The sequence below is a fragment of the Phyllobacterium sp. P5_D12 genome (assembly GCF_054049495.1).
In genome coordinates this window covers 16,724-38,213 of record NZ_JBFUMG010000003.1, presented here as the reverse complement: position 1 = coordinate 38,213, position 21,490 = coordinate 16,724, and the positions used below count along the sequence as shown (strand labels likewise).

22 protein-coding genes and 1 tRNA gene are annotated in these 21,490 nt (G+C 56.9%); 9 read left to right on the top strand and 14 right to left on the bottom strand.

What is annotated here, in order from left to right; genetic code table 11:
- Positions 1–134: 134 nt before the first annotated feature.
- The 4 genes from rfbD to rfbA are packed head-to-tail and all read right to left on the bottom strand — an operon-like array spanning position 135 to position 3,533.
- Positions 135–1,019 carry a dTDP-4-dehydrorhamnose reductase gene (gene rfbD / locus ACXJ5O_RS00645; protein ID WP_457298185.1) on the bottom strand — a complete coding sequence of 295 codons (885 nt, stop codon included), beginning with the start codon at positions 1,017–1,019 and terminating at the stop codon, positions 135–137.
- Positions 1,016–2,086, bottom strand: a complete 1,071-nt coding sequence (rfbB, locus tag ACXJ5O_RS00640) for a dTDP-glucose 4,6-dehydratase (RefSeq protein WP_457298184.1) — start codon at positions 2,084–2,086, stop codon at positions 1,016–1,018. The genes rfbD and rfbB overlap by 4 nt, the downstream gene beginning before the upstream one ends.
- A 15-nt stretch (positions 2,087–2,101) precedes the next feature.
- Positions 2,102–2,656, bottom strand: coding sequence for a dTDP-4-dehydrorhamnose 3,5-epimerase (gene rfbC / locus ACXJ5O_RS00635; RefSeq protein WP_457298183.1), 555 nt, complete (start codon positions 2,654–2,656; stop codon positions 2,102–2,104).
- The gene (rfbA, locus tag ACXJ5O_RS00630) at positions 2,649–3,533 is read right to left on the bottom strand and encodes a glucose-1-phosphate thymidylyltransferase RfbA (RefSeq protein WP_457298182.1); all 885 of its coding nucleotides are present in this window, start codon (positions 3,531–3,533) and stop codon (positions 2,649–2,651) included. Before rfbA ends, rfbC begins: the two co-directional genes overlap by 8 nt.
- 230 nt (positions 3,534–3,763) lie before the next feature.
- On the opposite strand from rfbA, the gene ACXJ5O_RS00625 reads away from it, so the two are divergent.
- Both ACXJ5O_RS00625 and ACXJ5O_RS00620 read left to right on the top strand, forming a co-directional pair.
- Positions 3,764–4,681 (top strand): glycosyltransferase family 2 protein, encoded by a 918-nt coding sequence (locus tag ACXJ5O_RS00625; RefSeq protein WP_457298181.1) that lies wholly within the window; start codon positions 3,764–3,766, stop codon positions 4,679–4,681.
- Positions 4,674–5,483: a glycosyltransferase gene (locus ACXJ5O_RS00620; RefSeq protein ID WP_457298180.1), complete on the top strand. Its 810-nt coding sequence runs from the start codon at positions 4,674–4,676 to the stop codon at positions 5,481–5,483. Before ACXJ5O_RS00625 ends, ACXJ5O_RS00620 begins: the two co-directional genes overlap by 8 nt.
- 1 nt (position 5,484) lies before the next feature.
- Here ACXJ5O_RS00620 and ACXJ5O_RS00615 read toward each other — a convergent pair whose 3' ends face one another.
- The 3 genes from ACXJ5O_RS00615 to ACXJ5O_RS00605 all read right to left on the bottom strand — a co-directional run bounded on the left by ACXJ5O_RS00615 (position 5,485) and on the right by ACXJ5O_RS00605 (position 8,022).
- The gene (locus tag ACXJ5O_RS00615; RefSeq protein ID WP_457298179.1) at positions 5,485–6,900 is read right to left on the bottom strand and encodes a phosphomannomutase; all 1,416 of its coding nucleotides are present in this window, start codon (positions 6,898–6,900) and stop codon (positions 5,485–5,487) included.
- A 196-nt stretch (positions 6,901–7,096) separates the two neighbouring features.
- Positions 7,097–7,170 (bottom strand) — tRNA-Gln (locus ACXJ5O_RS00610).
- A 96-nt stretch (positions 7,171–7,266) separates the two neighbouring features.
- Positions 7,267–8,022 carry an NIPSNAP family protein gene (locus ACXJ5O_RS00605; RefSeq protein WP_457298178.1) on the bottom strand — a complete coding sequence of 252 codons (756 nt, stop codon included), beginning with the start codon at positions 8,020–8,022 and terminating at the stop codon, positions 7,267–7,269.
- A gap of 96 nt (positions 8,023–8,118) precedes the next feature.
- Here ACXJ5O_RS00605 and ACXJ5O_RS00600 point away from each other — a divergent pair, with 96 nt between their 5' ends.
- Together ACXJ5O_RS00600 and ACXJ5O_RS00595 are read left to right on the top strand one after the other, a co-directional pair.
- Entirely contained in the window at positions 8,119–8,727 is a 609-nt protein-coding gene (locus ACXJ5O_RS00600; protein ID WP_457298177.1) for a TetR/AcrR family transcriptional regulator, read from the top strand.
- Positions 8,728–8,817: 90 nt separating this feature from the next.
- Positions 8,818–9,768 (top strand): DMT family transporter, encoded by a 951-nt coding sequence (locus tag ACXJ5O_RS00595; protein ID WP_457298176.1) that lies wholly within the window; start codon positions 8,818–8,820, stop codon positions 9,766–9,768.
- Positions 9,769–9,778: 10 nt separating this feature from the next.
- Here the strand turns inward: ACXJ5O_RS00595 and ACXJ5O_RS00590 are convergent, their stop codons facing one another.
- Genes ACXJ5O_RS00590 through ACXJ5O_RS00575 form a run of 4 tightly spaced genes read right to left on the bottom strand, consistent with a single transcriptional unit; the run spans position 9,779 to position 11,314 of the window.
- Positions 9,779–10,252, bottom strand: coding sequence for an SRPBCC family protein (locus tag ACXJ5O_RS00590; protein ID WP_457298175.1), 474 nt, complete (start codon positions 10,250–10,252; stop codon positions 9,779–9,781).
- A 4-nt stretch (positions 10,253–10,256) separates the two neighbouring features.
- Positions 10,257–10,589 (bottom strand): ArsR/SmtB family transcription factor, encoded by a 333-nt coding sequence (locus ACXJ5O_RS00585; protein ID WP_457298186.1) that lies wholly within the window; start codon positions 10,587–10,589, stop codon positions 10,257–10,259.
- A 49-nt stretch (positions 10,590–10,638) separates the two neighbouring features.
- Positions 10,639–10,833 carry a glutathione S-transferase gene (locus ACXJ5O_RS00580; protein ID WP_457298174.1) on the bottom strand — a complete coding sequence of 65 codons (195 nt, stop codon included), beginning with the start codon at positions 10,831–10,833 and terminating at the stop codon, positions 10,639–10,641.
- Between the two features lie 19 nt (positions 10,834–10,852).
- Positions 10,853–11,314 carry an OsmC family protein gene (locus ACXJ5O_RS00575; RefSeq protein ID WP_457298173.1) on the bottom strand — a complete coding sequence of 154 codons (462 nt, stop codon included), beginning with the start codon at positions 11,312–11,314 and terminating at the stop codon, positions 10,853–10,855.
- A gap of 102 nt (positions 11,315–11,416) precedes the next feature.
- Here ACXJ5O_RS00575 and ACXJ5O_RS00570 point away from each other — a divergent pair, with 102 nt between their 5' ends.
- Complete coding sequence (locus ACXJ5O_RS00570; protein ID WP_457298172.1) at positions 11,417–12,199, top strand: SDR family oxidoreductase; 783 nt, start codon at positions 11,417–11,419, stop codon at positions 12,197–12,199.
- Positions 12,200–12,210: 11 nt separating this feature from the next.
- Here the strand turns inward: ACXJ5O_RS00570 and ACXJ5O_RS00565 are convergent, their stop codons facing one another.
- From ACXJ5O_RS00565 to rutR, 3 genes are all read right to left on the bottom strand, one after another.
- Positions 12,211–12,897 carry a response regulator gene (locus tag ACXJ5O_RS00565; RefSeq protein WP_457298171.1) on the bottom strand — a complete coding sequence of 229 codons (687 nt, stop codon included), beginning with the start codon at positions 12,895–12,897 and terminating at the stop codon, positions 12,211–12,213.
- A complete protein-coding gene (locus ACXJ5O_RS00560) occupies positions 12,894–15,572 on the bottom strand; it encodes an ATP-binding protein (protein WP_457298170.1) in 2,679 nt (892 codons plus the stop codon). Before ACXJ5O_RS00560 ends, ACXJ5O_RS00565 begins: the two co-directional genes overlap by 4 nt.
- Positions 15,573–15,682: 110 nt before the next feature.
- A complete protein-coding gene (gene rutR, locus ACXJ5O_RS00555; protein WP_457298169.1) occupies positions 15,683–16,336 on the bottom strand; it encodes an HTH-type transcriptional regulator RutR in 654 nt (217 codons plus the stop codon).
- A 205-nt stretch (positions 16,337–16,541) separates the two neighbouring features.
- Between rutR and ACXJ5O_RS00550 the strand changes: the two genes are divergently transcribed.
- From ACXJ5O_RS00550 to ACXJ5O_RS00535, 4 genes are read left to right on the top strand one after another with little or no spacing between them, the layout of a single operon-like run.
- Positions 16,542–17,867, top strand: a complete 1,326-nt coding sequence (locus tag ACXJ5O_RS00550; RefSeq protein ID WP_457298168.1) for an aminotransferase class III-fold pyridoxal phosphate-dependent enzyme — start codon at positions 16,542–16,544, stop codon at positions 17,865–17,867.
- Between the two features lie 11 nt (positions 17,868–17,878).
- Positions 17,879–19,126, top strand: a complete 1,248-nt coding sequence (locus tag ACXJ5O_RS00545) for a Zn-dependent hydrolase (protein WP_457298167.1) — start codon at positions 17,879–17,881, stop codon at positions 19,124–19,126.
- A 60-nt stretch (positions 19,127–19,186) separates the two neighbouring features.
- On the top strand, positions 19,187–20,641 hold the full coding sequence (gene hydA / locus ACXJ5O_RS00540; protein WP_457298166.1) for a dihydropyrimidinase: 1,455 nt from the start codon (positions 19,187–19,189) through the stop codon (positions 20,639–20,641).
- A 40-nt stretch (positions 20,642–20,681) separates the two neighbouring features.
- On the top strand, positions 20,682–21,482 hold the full coding sequence (locus ACXJ5O_RS00535) for an ABC transporter ATP-binding protein (RefSeq protein WP_457298165.1): 801 nt from the start codon (positions 20,682–20,684) through the stop codon (positions 21,480–21,482).
- Positions 21,483–21,490: the final 8 nt, after the last annotated feature.

Below are 21,490 nucleotides of genomic sequence, written 5' to 3'. Positions count from 1 at the left end.
CTCCATAGGTCCCCCGTGAACGGTCTTGGATCAAGATGGTCTTTGACTCATCGCGAACGCCTACAAGAATAACATTCTTTTCAATTGCTGACTAAAGCATTCGGGCCGCGGTACTAATCATTCTGAAGTAGTTTTCAGGAAGAGACCAACGTATCTATCGCGTGCGCAAGGGAGATGTTCCATTTTGGGGCGCGCCAATCGAAGACGTCAAAGAATTTGTCCGTCGACAATCGGGAATTAAGCGGGCGAGCGGCCTTTGTCGGATATTCGGCGGTAAGAATGTCCCTGACCGCGGCATGAGGACCGCCTTTTTTGCTGCTTGCCGCAAAGATTTCCCTGGTGAACGAGCTCCAGTTCGTGTCGCCGCTGCCCGCGAGATGATAGATGCCGAAAGCATCGAATGCCGGGTCTGTCCGCAGCCGGTCGGCAACGCGCAAAATAGCATCTGCTATATCAAGCGCTGATGTGGGATTGCCCCATTGATCCGAAACCACCGACACGGTGTCGCGGCTTTCCGCCAGCTTGAGCATCGTCTTCACAAAGTTCTTGCCGAACGGGCTATAGACCCACGCTGTCCGCAAGATCAGATGGCGAGGGTTGGCGGCAGCGACGGCCACCTCACCCTCGAGTTTCGATTGGCCATAAACGCCGCGCGGTCCAGTCGGATCGGTTTCCGTATAAGGCCTGTCGCCCTCTCCAGAAAACACATAATCCGTGGAGAGATGGATTACAGGGGCTCCTACCGTCGCGGCAGCTTGTGTCACACTTCCCGCGCCGACCGCGTTAACGGCATGTGCCAGCTCGGGTTCGTCCTCGGCTAGATCAACTGCCGTATAGGCTGCAGCGGAGACGACCAGATCTGGCCTGGCGGCATGGATTGCTTCGGAGACCGTTTCGGGGCGCGTCAGATCGAACTCCGGGCGTCCGAGAGCAATGAGCTCGATTGAAGGCTGATATGCTGCCCGTTCGATGAGGCTGCGTACGACTTGTCCTTCTCGCCCCGTAACGACAATCCTCATGACGCTCCTTTGGCTGCTGCGCCAAGCCGCTCGCCAGCATAACGCTCACCACGAATTGGCTGCCACCACCACTCATTGTCGAGATACCACTGCACAGTGCGCTCCAAGCCTGTCTCGAATGTTTCCGCAGGTTTCCACCCGAGCTCCCGCTCTATCTTGGAGGCATCTATGGCGTAACGGCGATCATGGCCCGGCCGGTCGGTGACGAAAGTGATCAGGTCGCGGTAATGCCGGTCACCGGTCCGCGGACGTTTCTTGTCGAGAATATCACAGATCGTTTCGACAACGGTGAGATTGGTGCGTTCCGCGCGACCGCCGATATTATAGCTTTCGCCGGGTTTGCCCTTGGTGACGACCAGTTCGAGTGCGCGGGCGTGATCTTCCACGTACAGCCAGTCACGTATATTGGCACCGGCGCCGTAGACAGGCAGGGGCTTGCCATCGAGGGCATTGAGGATGACCAGCGGGATCAGTTTTTCCGGAAAATGGAAGGGGCCGTAATTGTTCGAGCAATTCGACAGAACCACAGGCAGGCCATAGGTCTCATGCCAGGCCCGGACCAGATGATCGGAGGCAGCCTTGGAAGCGGAATAAGGCGATGACGGTGCGTAAGGCGTCTCCTCGGTGAAGATACCGCTGTCGAAAGGAAGATCGCCGAACACTTCGTCAGTAGAAATATGATGGAAGCGGAACGCGGATTTCTTGGGCTTCGAAAGTTCCCGCCAATAGGTAAGCGCCGCATTGAGCATGCGGAATGTACCAATGATGTTGGTTTCGATGAAAGCGGCCGGGCCGTCGATAGAACGATCGACATGGCTCTCGGCCGCAAGATGCATGATCGCATCGATCTTCTCCTTGCGGAGAAGGTCGAGGATCGTCACATCGTCGCAGATATCGGCCTTGACGAAGCTGTAATTCGGATGGTTTTCAAGTTGGCGCAACGAAGCGAGATTGCCCGCATAGGTGAGCTTGTCGACATTAACGACATGGTTCTTCGGGTTGGCGGCAAGATGACGGCAGACCGCTGATCCAATGAAGCCGGCGCCGCCGGTAACAAGTATCTTCATGAAACTGATTGCTCCTCAGGGAAAAATATCGGCGCCATCGAGCAAGGGCGCCTTCCGGTCCTTGTCAGACAGCTGGATTGCAGAAGCCTCGAAGGGCCAATCAACACCTATGGAAGGATCGTCGAAACGGATATTACGATCGTGTTCGGGTGAATAGTAATCCGTCACCTTATAGATGACCTCGGTATTTTCCTCCAAGGTCAAAAACCCGTGTGCGAAGCCTTTTGGAACAAGAATCTGGTTCCATTTCGTAGCTGACACCTCAAGTGCAAGCCATTTCCTGAAAGTCGGCGATGACTTCCGGATGTCGACAACGACATCGAGTATCGAGCCACTCACCACGCGCACCAGTTTGTCCTGCGCGCGGGGCGGCAACTGGTAATGCAACCCGCGAAGAACACCCTTGGCAGCCGAAAGAGAGTGATTGTCCTGAACGAATTCAAAATCGATCCCGGCTTTGGCCAAAGCTTGTGCATTATAGGTTTCGGAGAAAAACCCCCTGTCATCGCCGAATTTGGACGGCTTGATCTCGAACACACCTGCAAGGGCGAGAGGGTTGATCTCAGTCATCGTTCCCGACCTCCGCCGCGCGGCGGCGCAAATAAGCGGCATATTCGGTCTTGCCCATTTTGGCGGCTCTCTCCAAAACCTGCTCGGCGTTCAGCCAACCCCATTCCAGGCCGATCTCCTCCGGGCAGGCGATCTTGATGCCTTGGCGGTGTTCGATGGTGCGCACGAACGAAGAGGCCTCATGCAGACTGTCGTGCGTCCCCGTATCGAGCCAGGCATAGCCGCGTCCCAATCGCTGAACCCGCAAATCGCCGCGCTCAAGATAGATATTGTTGACGCTTGTAATCTCCAGTTCGCCGCGGTGGGAGGGCTTGATGGATCTCGCGATATCGACAACTTCATTGTCATAGAAATACAGACCGGTGACAGCCCAGCTCGATTTCGGTTTGGCCGGCTTTTCTTCGATGGAAAGCACCCGCCCCGAAGCTTTATCAAACTCGACGACACCATAGCGTTGCGGGTCCTCGACATGGTAGGCGAAAACCGTGCCACCCTTGTCGCCGGATGACGCCAGCTGACAGAGCTTGGAGAGACCATCGCCGAAATAGATGTTGTCGCCAAGGATCATCGCAACGCTATCGCCTCCGATGAAATCTCGACCGATGATGAAGGCTTCCGCCAGGCCATTTGGATTTGGTTGTTCGGCATAGGAAAAATTCACGCCGAAATCGCGGCCATCCTCCAAAAGTTTCTGGAACAGCGGCAAATCATGCGGTGTCGAAATCACCAGAATGTCGCGTATTCCTGCCAGCATCAGAACGCTCAGCGGATAATAGATCATCGGCTTGTCGTAGATGGGAAGCATTTGCTTCGAGACGGCGATGGTCAATGGATAGAGACGTGTACCGCTTCCACCTGCGAGTATTATTCCCTTCATTAGACCTCYTCCTTACATCAGACGCGTAAGAGAACGCGGAAAAATAATGTACTGGACAAACAGAACCGATTTCAGCACAAGCGCGGAATGCGGTTCGCTCATCTATGTGGCAGACATTTCGCGGCAATGCCTGGACAAGTCAACCGCGCCGAGGGCTCAGTTCGGTTTGCTTCCAACAGATAACATTTTTTGTAGCGCGATCGCACCAGATAGCGAACCATGGGTTTAAAATGCAAATTGAACGCCAGCCAGAAGTCAGCGGCATTATTGTCACTTACAATCCTGACCTCAAAGGCCTGAAATCGCTGCTCGATGCAATCGTTCCGCAACTCGGCCCGGTGATCATCGTCGACAACGGTTCGAAAGCCGATATCGGAAAGTGGCTGCGTGAACAGGATGTCCATGTCGACCTTGTAACGCTCGGCGATAATCTGGGCATCGCTACAGCGCAGAACGTCGGTATCGCGCAAGCACGTGCGCATGGATCGGGATTTGTGCTGCTCCTTGATCAGGATAGTCTCCCCGCGCCCGATATGGTGGCGACGCTGATGGCCGCAGCGAAAGCACAGATTTCCAGGGGTGTGAAACTCGGCTGCGTTGGCCCACGATATGAAGACACCCGCCAGAACAACCCGCCGCCCTTTATCAGGACGAACGGCTTCCGGCTGAAGCGGCAGGTTTGCACGACACCGGATGCCGTTGTGGATGTCGACTATCTGATCGCTTCGGGCTGTCTCATCCCGGTGGGAACGCTCGATGACGTCGGCGGTATGCGGGAGGAATTGTTCATCGACTATGTGGATATCGAGTGGGGTCTGCGGGCGCAGCAGAAGGGTTATCGCTCCTTCGGGGTTTGCGCGGCGCTCATGAAGCATGACCTTGGCGACGAACCAATCTTGTTTCTCGGCAGACAAATTCCCGTTCATAGTCCGTTAAGGCATTATTACCATTTCAGAAATGCGGTTTGGCTCTACCGTCAGCCGTGGTTGCGGTTCAACTGGAAGGTCGTGGACGGGTCCCGCCTCCTGCGAAAATATATATTCTACAGTCTGATGACCGTGCCCCGCCTTCAGCATGCCAAGATGATGACAATCGGTATCTTTCACGGCCTTTTTGGCAAGTTGGGAAAGAGGGCGGGCAATGGCTGAACCGCAGGATCTCGAGCTCACGGTCTGTATTGTCATCTTCAAACCCGACCGGCCGACTGTCCTCAGGACGTTGCAAAGCTTGCGGGATGCGCTTGGTAGCCTGCCGACATTGCAAGTGAAACTCACCATCGTCGATAATTCCCCCACCGCTTCCGATCATGCCTGGCTCGTTGCCGCGTGTGGCGATCTGCCTCGCGAAATCATTTCAGGCCAGGGCAATGTAGGCTTCGGTCGAGCCAATAATCTGGTATTGGGCCATACCGGCAAATATCATCTGGTGCTCAATCCGGATGTCGAGATGGAGCAGGTCGCGATCGAACAGGCACTGTCATTCATGCGTGACAACGCGGAATGTGGCCTACTTACCCCGCAGGCTTTCAATCCCGATGGCAGCAAACAATACCTGTGCAAACGATATCCCACGCTGTTCGATCTTCTGCTGCGCGGGTTTGCGCCGAGCTGGCTCAAATCCTGGTTTCACAAGCGCCTGGATCGGTATGAGATGCATGACCAGCCGGCCAATTCCATCGCATGGGATCCGCCAATTGTCAGCGGCTGCTTCATGTTTTTCAGGGGCGACGTCTACACGAAATTGCAGGGGTTCGATCCGCGTTACCTGCTGTATTTCGAAGACTTCGACGTCTCGCTGCGCACAGCGGAAATCGCTCGCATCGCCTATGTTCCGACAGTCAGGATTGTCCACGAAGGTGGAGGCGCGGCTGACAAAGGCCTTTGGCATATTTGGCAATTTGTGCGTTCAGCCGGGATTTTCTTCACGCGGCATACGATGAAAGTGTTCTGACCTAGCCTGAAACCAGTGTCTCCCGCGCCCGTTTCAAGCCCCACTGCAAAAGCTCCTCGGCCCGCTCGTCCGTTGCCGCTTCCGCATAGCAGCGCAATTCGGGTGCGTTGCCGGAGGCGCGATAGTGGACCACCTCGCCAGTCGCAAGCACGATGCGAACGCCGTCGATAGTGTCGTTTTCCTTGATCGTTCCGAGCTCTGCGAAAAACCTTTCCCGATGGCCGTTGTCGCTCAGATTTTGCAGGAAAGGTCCGCTCTGGCTCGCATCGACATGTTCGAGGCGGCCGCTACGTGTAAATCGCGCTGGCAAACTATCGAGCAGCTTCGACAGCGCAATACCTTCTTTTGCCGCCGTGCCCAAGACAGCAAGCATGGGAAGCATCGCGTCGCGCGTCGGCAAGGCGTCGAGACGTCCGCCATCCGCGGTGACTTGCGAACCAAGCAGAACACCGCCATTGGCTTCAAAACCAACGACGCGCTGGTGGCCGTCCTTGCTGGCCTGTTCCATGCCCTCAATGACATATGGCGAGCCGACGCGTGTGCGATAAACCTTTGAGAACAGGCCGCTAAGTTCGATCGCCGTATTTGAAGTCACAGGGGTGACGACCGCATCCGCACGCAGAAAGTGCGCGGTCAGAAGCCCGACACTATCTCCGCGCAAAAACGCGCCCCGCTCGTCGGCGATGAGAGGCCGGTCCGCATCGCCATCCGTGGAGACCAACGCGTCGAGCTTGTACTTTTTGGCAGCGGCATGGGCAAATTCAACGTCCTCCGGCCGCAGCGCTTCGGTATCGACTGGCACGAAAACCTCTGAACGGGCGAGAGCAACCGCGTCTGCGCCGAGGTCTTGCAATATGGTCACCATCAAATCGCGCGCGACCGAGCTATGCTGATAAACGCCTATCCGCAGGCCAGCCAAGGATTTTGGTGCAAGAAGAGAAGCGCAACGCCTGATGTAGTTTTCCAGTGCTTCCGATGCGACCGGCAAAGGTTCCGGCGAGGATATGGGTGCGGTCGTCTCTGCGTCGAGCGCGGAAAGGATGCCGGCCTCATCGCCCTTGTCGATTTCACCATCAGGCCGATAGAACTTCAGCCCGTTGCGATCTGCAGGAATGTGGCTGCCTGTCACCATGATGGCCGGCACCTTCAGGCTCATCGCCCGGAAGGCCAGCGCCGGCGTCGGTACCGGGCCGCAGTTTTCGACGGCGACGCCAAATTCCTGCGCCGCGGAAATGCAGGCTGCGGCCATCTGCGGGCTGCTTGATCGCAGGTCATATCCGACGAGCAGAACGGCGGGCGCTGCGTGAGCGCTTTGCATATGTTTGAGAAACGCCAGCGTATATACGCGGCAGACCTGATCCGGCAATTCTGTTACCAGGCCGCGAAGCCCGCTTGTTCCAAACTTCAAACTTGTCATGGGAATATCATCATCGTTGGGATCCGGGACACCACTGCTGGCGCAAACGTCGGCGTTGGGGCTTTATTGCTCGTGTAACGCTTTTCACCGGGCATGACAACGAGGGCACCCGGATGTTCGGAGAGCGATATACGCTCACTATCCGCCAGAGCGGACCGAAGCGCCAAAATCGTTTGCGAGAAATGATTGATATTGCTGGCTGGGGAACCTGGATTCGAACCAGGACTAACGGAGTCAGAGTCCGTGGGTCTACCGTTAACCTATTCCCCAAAAGAGCTGGCAGCATTGGCCGGTGCGGGTCGTCATATAGTTGAATTCCACCGATATGCAAACCCCTGATCTCAAGTTTTTTGGCAACCCGTCCGCCTATCTCAACAATGACCTTGCGGTTGGGGCGAGCCGCGCGATGATCGGCGGTGCTGTCAGATAGGTTGCAAGCCGCGTTTGTACTGCCTGCCATGCCGGATTGTCATCGAGCAAATCTCTGTATGCCGATTGGTTATCGACTGAACCGAAACGTGAGAAAACCACGACGACATTCTCATCGAGGCGCACGGGCAAGCGTGTGAAGGTGTTCGGGCTGTGTTCGGAAGAGAAGGTTGCAATAGCGTGGTTGCCCGAGGCGCGCAGAAGGGGTGAAAGGATATCGTTGTAAAAGGCGAGGAAGCCCTCGGCTGACGTTTTGAGCTTGTACGTCGCAGCCTCTACGATTGCAGGTAAGAGGTCCCCTGAAACACGTCCAGATCGCTCGTGCGGAAGGGAAAAACCGGCGTCACAGCCGACGGGGCTCAGCAGAAGAACATCGTCCGAGTCGATCATGGTATCGTTGGCCGCGTTGCGGTGCGCGGCCCACACGGGGCCGTCATAGAAGGCAGTCAGCGCCTGGTGACGAGCCTGCATGTCATCAAAACCGCGCAGCCAGACGAAGGCGTCGGGATCATCGACATCGCGGAACTGGCCGATGATCTTCATGCCGCATAATTCCTGACTTTCCACAAAATGCATATCGAAGAGCGAAATCAAATCGTCGCGCCGTCCCGGATGCAACGTATAGCGGCGTAGTTCCACGACCCGACTGTGGAGTTCACTGTCGAGTTTTTGCCCAAGTTTGGCGGTAGCCATGAAATGTTCCTCCCAAAACAAACAGGTTGTCCTGTTTTAATAAAACCGGTTGTCCTGTTTTGTCAATTTGTTATTTTAAGTTTTGAAAGGCGCATCATGACGCAAGACACAATTGAACGGCCCAGACGCATCAACAATCCCCAGGCTATGAGGACACGCATTCTCGACGTCGCGGCCGATCTCTTCCAGCGAAACGGTTATAACGCGACCAGCGTCCATGATGTGGTTCGTGGCGCAGCGACGACCGGTGGCGCGCTGCATCATCATTTCGCAACGAAAAAGACCCTCGGTCTCGCTGTCATTGCCGAACGTGTGGCGAAGGAAGTGGACGAGACCGCAATCCAGCCCATCATGACCGCCACCTCCGCCGCTGCTGGCATTCGTGCGGTTTTTACTGGCGTGGCCGATACGCTGGAGCGCAACCGTGCGGTATCTGGCTGCCCGTTGAACAATCTGGCGCTAGAACTATCGCTGGCGGATACGGATTTTCGTGAAGCGGTGAATGCTGTCTTCGACCGCTGGCGCTCAGCCCTCTCACTCAGATTGCGAGCCGACAGGCCGGATCTGGATGCATCGCGGGCCCATGATCTCGCGACACTGGTGGTCGCGAGTTATTCCGGTGCCATGGCAATGGCCAAGGCGAGCCAGAGCGCCGAGCCGCTGCGAGCATGCGCCAAGCAGCTGGAAACCCTCTTGGGTTCATAAAGTTTTTCGATTTTCGTGCTTTTCGGCTGGATTGGCTGCGGAAAATAGCCCAAAGCAATCGAAAAAACATCTCGATCCAGGAAACGGCCCATGATCACCGCCCCGGCGCGCTTTTCCAGCGCGTCCATATCCTCGGCAGCACGCAGCGGCGTCCTGCTTATGCTCCTCGGTATGTTGATGTTCTCGCTCAACGACGTCATGGGCAAATGGCTCGTATCGACCTATTCCGTTGGCCAGGTGGTTTTCATCCGCAGCATCGCAGCACTCATCGTGCTTGCGCCATTTCTTTGGTTCAACGGACCGGCAAAGATCGTGCAGGTCGATCGACCCTGGCTGCAGGCAGCACGCGTTTTTCTATCCACGGCAGAAGTCTTCGCCTTCTATTTCGCGGTGGTTTATCTGCCGCTCGCCGACGTCATGACCTATTGGCTGGCCGCGCCGATCTATGTGGCGGCCGTCTCCCCCTTCGTGTTGAAGGAGCCTGTAGGCTGGAGACGCTGGACCGCCATCGTCGTCGGGTTCATCGGCGTTGTGATTGCGCTCGAGCCCTCGTCGCAGGCGCTGACCCCGCAGGCGATCATCTCCATTCTTGGCAGCATGTTCTTTGCATTCATGCTCCTGCTTGGACGTTCACTTCGCGGCACCCCGGACACGACGCTGGTCTTCTGGCAGATCGTCGGCGCCGGACTTGCAGGCCTGGTCGCTGTCAGCTTCGAGTGGACGCCGGTTAGCCTGCGCGACCTCGTTCTGCTGGCATTGCTTGGCGTTGTCGCCATGCTCGCGCACGTGCTGGTCAACCGGGCGCTGAAGGTCGCGGATGCCGCGACCGTCGCGCCACTGCAGTACACGATGCTTTTTTGGGCGATCGTCTTTGGCTGGCTGGTATTCGGAGATGTACCGCGTGTATCGATGCTTGTCGGCTCGGGCTTCATCATCGCGTCGGGACTGTTCATCTTCTTCAGGGAACAGCAGTTGAAGCGCCAAGGCAGGATCAAGGCGCCGGCCGAGACCGTTGTCACCGGGTCGGGTGAAGCGCCCTGATATGCTTTGATCAGGCGTAGACGCCCGTGCTCTCCAGGGATCTGCCCAATGCATCCAGGAGTTCTCCCATGCCTTGCCTGCGCACGGACGGGTCGTCGAAGCCGTCGAGATAGGCGCCTTGTTCGGTGAGAATCAGCCTCGTACCCGTCCCTTCGGGGCGAAGCTCCATCGTCGCCAGTGACACCGAGATGCGTTTGTCGTCCAGGTGCATGTCATAGGTGTATATGATGCGCTCATCCGGCACGATGTCCTGGTAGACGGCTACGAAGGTGTGCACCGGCCCGCCCTTCGGACCGCCGCTGCTGATCTCCCGCCCGCCAACACGGAAATCCATTTCATATTTGCCCTGGCCCCATTCATCGGGACCGCCAAACCATTTGGCCTTTGCCTGCTTGTCGCTGAGCGCAAAAAATACGCGCTCTGGCGAGGCCGAATAGCTGCGTTCGAGGACGAAGGTGTCGTGTGTCACGGATCGTTTTGTCATTGATCTATCCTTTTTCCTGATCAGCGAGAAAATCACCCAGTCTGTCGAGGCGATGTTCCCAGGTCTTGCGTCGTTCCAGCATCCACTCTTCCGCGGTTTGCAGAGCTGCCCATTCGATATGGCAGGTGCGAACGCGCCCGATCTTTTCCGAGCGGATAAGTCCGCTCGCCTCCAGCACCTGCAAATGCTGAACCACCGCTGGCAGTGACATGGCAAACGGTTTGGCGAGTTCGCTGACCGAGGCGGATCCGCGGCTCAAACGTTCAACCATGGTGCGGCGCGAGGGATCCGCCAGCGCCTGGAACATGAGATCGAGTGGTGCTTGTTGGTTAAGCATATGCTTAAGTATTGCGATCAAGGAAAATTGTCAATGGGATTTTTTAGTTCTAGACGCTTTCGTAACCTCGGCGCTGGAGCGCCGCCTCGAAATGACTAATCGCTTTTTCGAACTTGTCAYGGCAGCCCGTGTTGCAGAATCCGACGACTGCGCCGTTATACAGCGTCAGGCTATCCTCTTTGATCGGATCGCCCGACCAAGGGCAGGTGGTGTTGATCGCATCGCCGATCTTGAGTTCAGACATGATATTTCCTCCTGTGAGTTCAGACGGGCTGAACGTCGATATGGGTGAGCACGGAATTGGCAATGAAACATTGCTCGTGCGCCTCATGGTGCAGGTGTTGCTCCGTTGCTGCGTCCGGCGTTGCACCAGCATAGGTTACATGCGGTTTCAGCGTGACGCGACTGACATAGAGTTGACCTTTGTCGTTCTTGGGCAGTTCGCCTTCCGCGGCATCACGGTATTCGTCGATGACAAATCCCTTCCTGGCGGCGCCGCTAAGAAAAAACAGCATGTGACAGCTCGACAGTGACGCGACGAAAGCCTCTTCGGGATCGACATTCTCCGCCGTGGAATAGGGCAGGCGGACAATATGCGGCGAAGACGAAGCCGGCACCTCGGCACCGCCATCAAACAGCCAGACATGCGCCCGGCTATATTTGTTATCGGTGAAGGCGGCGCCTTCCGGCCGCGTCCATAAAACAGTTGCACCGAATGTCGTCATGGCTTTGGGTTTCCCGAATACGATTTTGTTTGAGGTCAAGCTTGTCAAAACATGCTGGAATTGTCGATAAGGGATGACACTGGAACAACCGGCGAGGACATCATGGATCTGGGTATCAAAGGCAAGCGCGCCATCGTCTGCGCAAGTTCAAAGGGACTTGGTCGCGGCGTTGCAGAAAAACTGGCCGAGGCTGGCGTCGACTTGACGCTGAATGCACGCACCGAGGCAACGTTGCGCGCCACGGCCAATGAGATTGCGGACAAATACAGCGTCAAGGTTCAGATCGTTGCCGAGGACGTGACGACGGAGACCGGGCGCAACGCACTGCTTAAGGCGGAACCGCAACCGGATATCCTCGTCAACAATGCTGGTGGTCCGCCAGCGGGCAACTGGTCCGAGTGGGGCGAAGAGGAATGGCTGAAGGCGATCAACAACAATATGCTGACGCCGATCCTTTTAATGAACGCGATCTTGCCCGGCATGATCGAGCGGAAATGGGGGCGCGTGCTCAATATCACGTCGGGCTCGGTGAAATCTCCGATCTCTTCGCTTGGGCTTTCCAACGCTGCACGCAATGGCCTGACCGGTTTCGTTGCCGGCACGGCGCGGCAAGTGGCCAAGCATGGCGTGATCATCAACAATATTCTTCCCGGATCGCATGATACGGATCGGACCAAGGGCTTTCTGGAGCGCACGGCGCAAGCCAAGGGTATTTCCATCGAAGAGGCGCGCGCCGAAGCCTATGCGGAAAACCCCACGGGGCGGTACGGAACAGCAGAGGAATTCGGGGCCGCCGCGGCTTTTCTATGCAGCCAGTATTCCGGTTTTATCGTCGGCCAGAACCTGTTGCTCGACGGTGGTGCGTACAATTCGACGCAGGGATAGAGCAACTCATTTCACTCCGCGATGAACCGATAGCCCACACCGGCTTCGGTGCGGATGAATTGCGGGTTGTTGGCATCGTCTTCAATCTTGGCACGCAACTGGCCAACGAAGACGCGCAAATATTGCAAATCGTGCACATGTGCAGCGCCCCAGACCGAGGCGAGGAGTTGACGGTGCGTGACCACCATGCCCGCATGTAGTACCAGGTGCACGAGCAATTGGTATTCTTTGCGGGTCAGATGCACTTCCTCGCCGTTGCGGGTGACAACGCGCTTGACCATGTCAACGACGAGTCCATTCGCTTCGAATCGTGAAGGAACACTTGTTCCGGCTACGTGCTGGCGTAGCGCTGTGCGTATACGCGCCAGCAGCTCACCAATGCCGAAGGGCTTCTCGACATAATCATTGGCACCGAGATCGAGGGACGCGATCTTTTCGGCCTCGCGGTCACGGGCCGACAGAACGATGATCGGCACTTCGGAAAACGCACGTACCGTCTCGATCACTTCCTTGCCGTCCTTGTCAGGGAGGCCAAGGTCGAGGATGATCAAATCCGGCGCACTGGTCGCGGCCAGCCGCTCGGCCTCGGCGCCGGTAGAAGCCAGGATCACCTCGTAGCCCGATGCAGTGAGGGCAGGATTTAGAAAACGCTGGATCTGCGGCTCATCATCAACAACCAGAATACGATGCTGGTTCATGTCATCGTCTCGTCAGGATTGGCGACAGGAAGCCGGATAATGAACCGCGTTCCGCGCTTGCGAATGGCGGGGCTTTCTGCCTTGATCGTACCGCCCATGGACTCAATAAAACCGCGAGAGATGGAAAGGCCCAGCCCTGTCCCCGGCGCGCGGCCGTCGCCTTTGACGCGCCGGTAGAACTTGTCGAAAATCTTGTCGAGATCCTTGGGTGGGATGCCCCTTCCCTGATCCGTGATACTGATGGCAACTTCCGGACCATCCTGCTTTGCATAGACGGCAATCGGACCATCCCCCGCATATTTCGTCGCATTGTCCAAAAGGTTGAACAGGGTTTGGCCGAGTAGAGAAGCATCGCCGTTCACCATGGGCAAATCCGGGGCGATGCTCGTGTCGATAGCAATACCGGGTTTGAGCTTTTTGGTGCGCTGAATGGAAGACGATATAATTTCGGCCGCATCGACGGGAAGATTGTTGGCTTTGAGGGTACCGGCCTCAATCCGCGTCATATCGAACAGGTTGGCTACGAAGCGGTTCAATCGCCCGGCTTCTTCCTCGATGGAAAGCAACAGGTCGTCACGGGTATCGGCTTTGATGCGGCTGCCCAACTGCCGCAGCGTCGTAACCGCGCCGGTAATCGAGGCAAGCGGCGTTTTCAGATCATGTGAAAGAGATGAAAACAGTGCCGTGTGCAGTTTATCGCTTTCCTGCAATGCAGTCGTTTTAGCATTTTCCCGCACGAGCTGTGCGCGATCGATGGCGATGGCAGTCTGATCGAGAATCGCGGTGAGCATCCGGTCGTCGTTCTCACTCAGTGCAGCACGATCCTGCGTGGACAGGCCCAGCACACCGGCCACTCCATTCGAAGTAAGAATGGGCAGAAACTGCCATCCGATCTGCGGCAACGTTGCTGTGTTGGACCCCGCGCGCTCATTCTTCTCGTAAGCCCAGCGTACTGCAGTCATGTCCGTACCACCCAACGTCAAATCCGRCGGCCACGCCGTCTGCAGTGAAAGCTCACAGTCATAAGGCATCAGGATGACAACACCGGTTCCAAAGGTCGAGTGCAAATGCGTGGCGGTGGAAATCAGAACATCGTCGAGCCGCGCCGTGCCGGAGAGCTTGCGCGAAAATTCATAGAGCGCCTGCGTATTCTTTGCCTGGTTGCGCGATCGGGCGACCTGGTCGCGCAGGCGACCGGCAAGATCCCCGATCATCAAGGCAACGCCGAGAAAGATGATCAATGAGAACAGTTGGTGCGGTTTTGCAATGCTCAGATCATGCAACGGTTCAAGGAAGAAGAAGTTGTAGAAAACGAAGGCGAGGCCAGCTGCGATCACCGCCGAAAGCCGTCCGCAGATCATTGCCGATAGAATGACGGCGACAAGAAAAAGCATCGACAAATTTTGAGCGTGAACGATGTCGCTGGCGGCGAGACCAAGCAGTGTGGTCACACCCGTCGCCACAATGGGAAGCGCAATTGCCTTAGCAAGTTCGAGCCGGGTACGTTTGCGCATCGACGGCGGCACGTAAGGGGTGCCCTGTTCCTCGCCAGTGACGATATGCACGCCAATATCGGTGAAACGCTTAATGATCTCGTCGGGCAGCGAACGCCGGAAAGGATTGGCGAACCGCGCTGACTTCGGGCGACCCACAACGATCTGCGTGACGTTTTCGCGCCGGGCGATGCGGAAAATTTCTTCGACGAAATCGTGTGCGATCACCCGCCGCGTTTCCGCACCGAGCCGTTCCGCCAGGTCTAGAAGTTTGTCGAGGCGTTGGCTGGTTTCGCCACCAGCATCGTTGGTCTGGGTCAGCGAGACCACCAGCCAGCGGGCATTCAATCCTGATGCAAGGCGGCTGGCCGTCCGAACGACCTTTTCGGAAAGGCTGTCGGGACCAACGCAGACGAGCAGCCGTTCGCCTGTCGCCCACGGCCCTTCGATCGCGTTCTGCCGCAACAGATCAATCATCTGGTCGTCGACGCGATCCGCTGTGCGCCTGAGCGCCAGTTCGCGGAGCGCCGTCAGATTAGCCGGTTTGAAGAAACCCTCTGCCGCGCGCTCGGCATTTCCTGGCAGATAGATCTTGCCCTCCTTCAGGCGTGCGATCAGTTCTGCCGGCGGCAGGTCGACAAGCAAGACATCGTCGGCTCGCTTCAGAACGACATCCGGCACGATCTCCCGAACAGTCACGCCGGTAATGCTGGTGACGACATCTGACAGGCTTTCCAAATGCTGGACATTCATTGCCGTCCAGACATCGATGCCCTGCCAAAGCAGTTCCTCGATATCCTGATAACGTTTCGGATGCCTGCTGCCCGGTACATTGCTATGGGCAAGCTCGTCGACAACAAGAATCTTCGGCTTGCGGGCAATCGCCGCGTCGATATCGAACTCCTCCAGTACCTTGCCCCGATAGTTGACCTGTTTGCGCGGAATGCCTTCCAGCCCATCGAGCAGTCCGGCCGTCTCGACCCGGCCATGGGTCTCGGCCAGGCCGATTACGATATCCGCGCCATCCTCCTTCAGACGGCGCGCTCGAAGCAGCATCGCATATGTCTTACCCACACCTGGGGCAGCGCCCAGAAATACAGTCAACTTGCCGCGCGTTTCGCGAGCGGCAAGTTGCAGCAATTTATCCGGATCTGGTCGATTTTTTTGACCCTGATCGGCCATAGACGCCTCAAATTATTCGTTCAGTGCGTGGAGCAGGTGAACGTTTAGCCCAGCTTGACTGCAAATGCCAAGGGCGGGGGCGCCTTCATAACGGATCTGTGCTCGCCGCGCTAATCTCGCGGCCTGATTCCGTTTAAAATAATGCTCAACACTGCCTGAGCGGTTTGCTCCCTGAAACCAGGACGACCGACCTGGCTGCCCATGATCGCGCGAACTTGCACGTCGAAATCGGCATAGTGCTGTGTCGTTGCCCATATCATGAAGATGAGGTGATATGGATCCACTGGCGCGAGTTTGCCTTCACCGACCCAGCGACGGATCACGCCCGCTTTCTCGTCGACCAGCGGTTTCAAATACTTGGTGAGAAAATCGCTGATGGCGGGCGCTCCATGCAGAATCTCGTTGGCGAACAACCGCGACGCTTCCGGATGGGTCTCGGACATGTTGATCTTTAGAGTAATGTATTTGCGCAATTGCTCGATCGGATCGCCCTCCGCATCGATCTCGGCAAGCGGCGCCAGCCATTCAGTCAACGTTTCCTCAAGCAGCGTCACATAGATGTTCTGCTTGCGCGGGAAATAATAGAGCAGGTTGGGCTTCGACATGCCGGCTCGCTCGGCGATCTGGTCGATCGTCGTGCCGCGGAAGCCATACGTCGAGAAGACGTCGAGCGCCGCGTCGAGGATGAGTCGGCGGTTGATTTCCTGAATCCGCGTCGTCTTTTCCGGCGCTTCTTTCAGTTTTTTCCTCGCCGCCCTCGCCATTCCTAGCGTCCCTCTCTTATTTGCCCAGACGGGCCTTTTCGTCGCATCCGGGAACTGCTCTAAAGACTTATAAAGCGCTTGACCGTCTTCCTATGCTCTTCTAGCCTGCGTTTTGACCAAGTAGTCAAGTTTTTGATTGTGCTGCAAGTTCAATCATTCGGGAACACAAAACAAGCGGTAACATCCGCTCTTCGGAGGCTTCACAATGTCTAAAGCGGCATACGGGACCAATAACCTTGAGGCGTTCTGGATGCCATTTACGGCAAACCGCCAGTTCAAGGAAAATCCTCGTCTTCTGGTCAGCGCCAAGGACATGCACTATAAATCCCATGATGGTCGCGAGGTACTCGACGGCACCGCTGGGCTGTGGTGCTGCAATGCCGGTCATGGCCGACCGAAGATCGTCGAGGCCGTGCAGAAGCAGGTCGCCGAGCTCGATTATGCTCCGGCGTTTCAGATGGGTCATCCGAAAGCATTTGAGCTCGCCGCCCGCCTCGCTGCGATGCTGCCGTCGCCGCTGGACCATGTGTTCTTCACCAATTCCGGTTCGGAGTCGGTTGATACGGCGTTGAAGATTGCGTTGGCGTACCATCGCGCCAAGGGAAATGGCACCAAAGTCAAGTTGATCGGCCGCGAGCGCGGCTACCACGGCGTCGGCTTCGGCGGTATTTCGGTCGGCGGCATTTCCGGCAATCGCAAAGCGTTCGGCAATGCCCTCGGCGGTATCGATCATATCCGCCACACGCACGATTTGGCGCGCAATGCCTATACGCGCGGCGAACCGGAATATGGCGCCGAGTTTGCCGATGACCKGGAAAAGGTGGTCGCGCTGCACGACGCTTCCAACATTGCGGCGGTTATCGTTGAGCCAGTCGCCGGATCGACCGGTGTCCTCATCCCGCCGAAGGGCTATTTGAAGCGCCTGCGCGAGATTTGCACCAAGCACGATATTCTGTTGATTTTCGATGAGGTCATCACCGGGTTTGGCCGTCTCGGTACGCCGTTTGCGGTCGATTATTTTGGGGTCGTTCCAGACCTTGTCACCACGGCAAAAGGCATCACCAGCGGCGTCATCCCGATGGGCGCGGTATTCGCATCGAAGCAGATTTACGAAACCTTCATGACGGGCGCGGAAAACATGATCGAGCTTTTCCACGGCTATACCTATTCCGGCCACCCCGTCGCCTGTGCGGCGGCGCTAGCAACGCTCGACACTTATGAAGAAGAAGGCCTTCTGACCCGCGCCTCCGAGATTTCAAGTTACTGGGAGGATGCGCTGCATGCACTGAAGGGCCTGCCGCATGTCATCGACATCCGAAACCTCGGACTGATCGGTGCTATTGAGCTAGAGCCGATCGAAGGTGCACCAACCAAGCGGGCTTTCCAGGCGTTCCTCAAGGCCTATGAAAAGGGCGTGCTGATCCGCACCACTGGCGATATCATCGCGCTTTCCCCGCCGCTGATCATCAGCAAGGGGCAGATCGAGCACCTCTTCGACACGCTGGCCGACGTTTTGAAAAATCTCGATTGAGGACTCTGAGCATGGCGCTGACAGGAAATCTCCGTATCAACGGCGACCGTCTCTGGGACAGCCTCATGGAGATGGCCAAGATCGGGCCGGGCTTGCGCGGTGGCAACAACCGCCAGACCTTGACGGATGAAGACGCCGAAGGCCGCCGCCTGTTCCAGTCCTGGTGCGAGAAGGCAGGCCTTTCCATCGGCGTCGACACCATGGGCAGCATGTTCTTTACTCGCGAGGGGACCGATCCCAATGCGCTGCCGGTCTATGTCGGCAGTCACCTTGATACCCAGCCGACGGGCGGAAAGTATGACGGCGTGCTTGGTGTGCTCGGCGCGCTCGAACTGATCCGCACGCTCAACGATCTCAATATCAAGACCAAGCATCCGATAGTCGTCGTAAACTGGACCAATGAGGAGGGCACGCGCTTTGCTCCGGCCATGCTGGCTTCGGGTGTCTTCGCCGGCATTCACGATCAGGAGTGGGCGTACAATCGCGAAGACGCCAAGGGCAAGAAGTTCGGTGACGAGCTTGAGCGCATCGGCTGGAAGGGCGATGAAAAGGTCGGTGCGCGCGAGATGCACGCGCTCTTCGAACTGCATATCGAACAAGGGCCGATCCTCGAAGCCGAGGGCAAGGATATCGGYGTGGTCACCCACGGGCAGGGACTGTGGTGGCTGCAGATCACACTGACTGGCAAGGAAAGCCATACAGGCTCGACGCCGATGCCGATGCGCAAGAACGCCGGGCTTGGTATGGCCCGTATCACCGAACTCGTCCACACTGTAGCTATGGCGCACCAGCCGAGTGCGGTCGGCGCAATTGGCCATATCGATGTCTATCCAAACTCGCGCAATGTCATTCCCGGCAGGGTCGTATTTACGGTTGATATACGCTCTCCGGATCTTTCGACGCTGACGGCCATGAAGACGGAGATTGAGGATAAGGCGCCGATGATCGCCAAGAAGCTCGGACTGGAGATCCTGATCGAAGAGGCCGGGCATTTCGATCCGGTGACCTTCGACGAAGGTTGCGTGACCGCGGTACGCAATGCTGCAGAGCGGCTTGGTTACAGCCACCGCAACATTGTCTCCGGCGCGGGGCACGATGCCTGCTGGATCAACCGTGTCGCTCCAACGTCGATGGTGATGTGTCCCTGTGTCGATGGACTCAGCCACAACGAGGACGAAGATATTTCAAAGGAATGGGCTGCTGCCGGCACCGATGTCCTGTTGCATGCGGTTCTGGAGAAGGCGGAGATCCAAGCCTGACCGATAGCCCAAACAGACAGCGACATGTTCGGCAAAAAAACCAAAAAGGGGAACGGACACATGGCTACGAAAGTGATCAAGGGCGGTACAATCATCGCTGCCGACCGCACCTACAAAGCGGATGTGCTGATCGACGGTGAGGTTATCGCTGCAATTGGAACGGACCTTTCCGGCGATGAGATTATCGATGCCACCGGCTGCTACCTGATGCCGGGCGGTATCGATCCGCATACCCATCTCGAAATGCCCTTCATGGGAACGCATTCCACCGACGATTTTGATACAGGCACTGCAGCGGCGCTGGCGGGCGGAACAACGATGGTCGTCGATTTCGTCCTTCCGGGGTCAGATGGTCTGCTGGTCGCCTTGCAAGACTGGTTCCAGAAAGCGGGCAAGGCACGCACTGACTATTCTTTCCACATGGCCATCACCAGCTGGAACAAGCAGGTTTTCGACGAGATGCCGAAAGTGGTCGAGCGCGGCATCAACACCTTCAAGCACTTCATGGCCTACAAGGGTGCGCTGATGGTGGACGATGACGAGATGTTCGCCTCGTTCCTGCGCTGTGGCGAGATCGGTGCCATGCCGCTCGTTCATGCCGAGAATGGCGACGTGGTTGCCCACCTGCAGCAGAAGCTGCTCGCAGAAGGCAACAACGGACCAGAGGCGCACGCCTATTCACGCCCGCCGGAGGTCGAAGGCGAGGCCGCCAACCGTGCGATTATGATCGCTGATCAAGCGGGAGTGCCGCTCTACATCGTTCATGTGTCCTGCGAACAATCGCATGAAGCCATTCGCCGTGCGAGAGCCAAGGGGATGCGCGTCTACGGCGAGCCTCTAATTCAGCATCTCGTTCTCGACGAGAATGAGTACAAACACGAAGACTGGGACTATGCCGCGCGTCGCGTCATGTCGCCGCCGTTCCGGGACAAGATCAATCAGAACGGTTTGTGGGCCGGCCTGGCTTCCGGCAGCCTGCAGGTCGTCGCCACGGACCACTGCGCTTTCACGACCGAGCAGAAGCGTTTCGGTGTCGGCGATTTCACCAAGATTCCCAACGGAACGGGCGGGCTCGAAGACCGCATGCCCGTGCTGTGGACGAAAGGCGTGCTTACGGGGCGGCTGACGCCGAACGAGTTTGTTGCTGCAACATCGACGAATATTGCGCAGATACTCAACATCTATCCCCGAAAGGGCGCGATCCTTCCGGGCTCTGATGCGGACATTGTCATATGGGATCCCAAAGCGAAAAAAGTCATCTCGGCAAAGACCCAGAAATCAGCCATCGATTATAATGTCTTCGAAGGCATTGAGGTTACCGGCCTCCCGCGCATGACACTCTCGCACGGAAACATCGCCTACAAGGACGGCGAAGTATTGGCGCCGACTGGCAGCGGACGTTTCGTTGAACGCGAAGCTAACCCATCTCAAAACCGCGCACTTTCCACTTGGAAGGAATTGACGGCTCCGCGTAAAGTGGATCGCAATCCGAAAAACATTCCGGCAGGTGTATAGGCTCATGTCCGTCGTCACGCTCCGACCCAAGGCGAAAACAATGCCACAAGCGGCCAAAAACGTGATCGACGTCAAAGACCTTTCACTGGTTTTCGAAACCAATGATGGGCCCGTCAACGCCTTGTCCAATATCAATCTCTCTGTTGATGGCGGTGAATTTGTTTCATTCATCGGCCCGTCCGGCTGCGGCAAGACCACGCTGCTGCGTGTGATCGCCGATCTGGAGCAGCCGACATCCGGCTCGATCTCCGTCAACGGCATGACGCCATCCGAAGCACGGCAAAAACGTGCCTATGGCTATGTGTTCCAGGCGGCCGCGCTTTATCCGTGGCGGACGATCGCCGGCAATATTTCCTTGCCGCTTGAGGTAATGGGCCGTCCGAAGGCGGAGCGGAAGGACCGTATCGCCAGGAATCTGGAACTGGTCAATCTTTCAGGCTTTGAGAAGAAGTTTCCATGGCAATTGTCCGGCGGCATGCAGCAGCGTGCCTCCATCGCCCGCGCGCTCTCATTTGATCCCCACCTTCTTCTGATGGATGAGCCCTTTGGTGCGCTCGATGAGATTGTCCGCGATCACCTCAATGAGGAGTTGTTGAAGCTTTGGGCGAAGACGCAGAAGACCGTGGTCTTCGTGACCCACTCCATCCCCGAAGCTGTATTCCTGTCCACGAAGATCGTTGTAATGAGCCCGCGTCCAGGACGCATTCACGAGGTCATCGACTGCAATCTCGGCTCGGAACGTACGCTCGACATTCGTGAATCGCCAGAGTTCCTCGAAATTGCCCATCGCGTTCGCGAAGGTCTGCGCCACGGCCATTCCTACGACCAGGCGCATCTATGACGCTACAG

What these genes read in the sequence shown, in the direction of transcription:
- ACXJ5O_RS00585 (WP_457298186.1), bottom strand. Translation starts at nt 10,589, where the DNA reads ATGCTTAACCAACAAGCACCACTCGATCTCATGTTCCAGGCGCTGGCG.
- ACXJ5O_RS00535 (WP_457298165.1), top strand. Translation starts at nt 20,682, where the DNA reads ATGCCACAAGCGGCCAAAAACGTGATCGACGTCAAAGACCTTTCACTG.
- ACXJ5O_RS00590 (WP_457298175.1), bottom strand. Translation starts at nt 10,252, where the DNA reads ATGACAAAACGATCCGTGACACACGACACCTTCGTCCTCGAACGCAGC.
- ACXJ5O_RS00600 (WP_457298177.1), top strand. Translation starts at nt 8,119, where the DNA reads ATGACGCAAGACACAATTGAACGGCCCAGACGCATCAACAATCCCCAG.
- ACXJ5O_RS00615 (WP_457298179.1), bottom strand. Translation starts at nt 6,900, where the DNA reads ATGACAAGTTTGAAGTTTGGAACAAGCGGGCTTCGCGGCCTGGTAACA.
- rfbA (WP_457298182.1), bottom strand. Translation starts at nt 3,533, where the DNA reads ATGAAGGGAATAATACTCGCAGGTGGAAGCGGTACACGTCTCTATCCA.
- ACXJ5O_RS00565 (WP_457298171.1), bottom strand. Translation starts at nt 12,897, where the DNA reads ATGAACCAGCATCGTATTCTGGTTGTTGATGATGAGCCGCAGATCCAG.
- ACXJ5O_RS00570 (WP_457298172.1), top strand. Translation starts at nt 11,417, where the DNA reads ATGGATCTGGGTATCAAAGGCAAGCGCGCCATCGTCTGCGCAAGTTCA.
- rfbC (WP_457298183.1), bottom strand. Translation starts at nt 2,656, where the DNA reads ATGACTGAGATCAACCCTCTCGCCCTTGCAGGTGTGTTCGAGATCAAG.
- rutR (WP_457298169.1), bottom strand. Translation starts at nt 16,336, where the DNA reads ATGGCGAGGGCGGCGAGGAAAAAACTGAAAGAAGCGCCGGAAAAGACG.
- ACXJ5O_RS00620 (WP_457298180.1), top strand. Translation starts at nt 4,674, where the DNA reads ATGGCTGAACCGCAGGATCTCGAGCTCACGGTCTGTATTGTCATCTTC.
- ACXJ5O_RS00575 (WP_457298173.1), bottom strand. Translation starts at nt 11,314, where the DNA reads ATGACGACATTCGGTGCAACTGTTTTATGGACGCGGCCGGAAGGCGCC.
- rfbD (WP_457298185.1), bottom strand. Translation starts at nt 1,019, where the DNA reads ATGAGGATTGTCGTTACGGGGCGAGAAGGACAAGTCGTACGCAGCCTC.
- hydA (WP_457298166.1), top strand. Translation starts at nt 19,187, where the DNA reads ATGGCTACGAAAGTGATCAAGGGCGGTACAATCATCGCTGCCGACCGC.
- ACXJ5O_RS00605 (WP_457298178.1), bottom strand. Translation starts at nt 8,022, where the DNA reads ATGGCTACCGCCAAACTTGGGCAAAAACTCGACAGTGAACTCCACAGT.
- ACXJ5O_RS00625 (WP_457298181.1), top strand. Translation starts at nt 3,764, where the DNA reads ATGCAAATTGAACGCCAGCCAGAAGTCAGCGGCATTATTGTCACTTAC.
- rfbB (WP_457298184.1), bottom strand. Translation starts at nt 2,086, where the DNA reads ATGAAGATACTTGTTACCGGCGGCGCCGGCTTCATTGGATCAGCGGTC.
- ACXJ5O_RS00595 (WP_457298176.1), top strand. Translation starts at nt 8,818, where the DNA reads ATGATCACCGCCCCGGCGCGCTTTTCCAGCGCGTCCATATCCTCGGCA.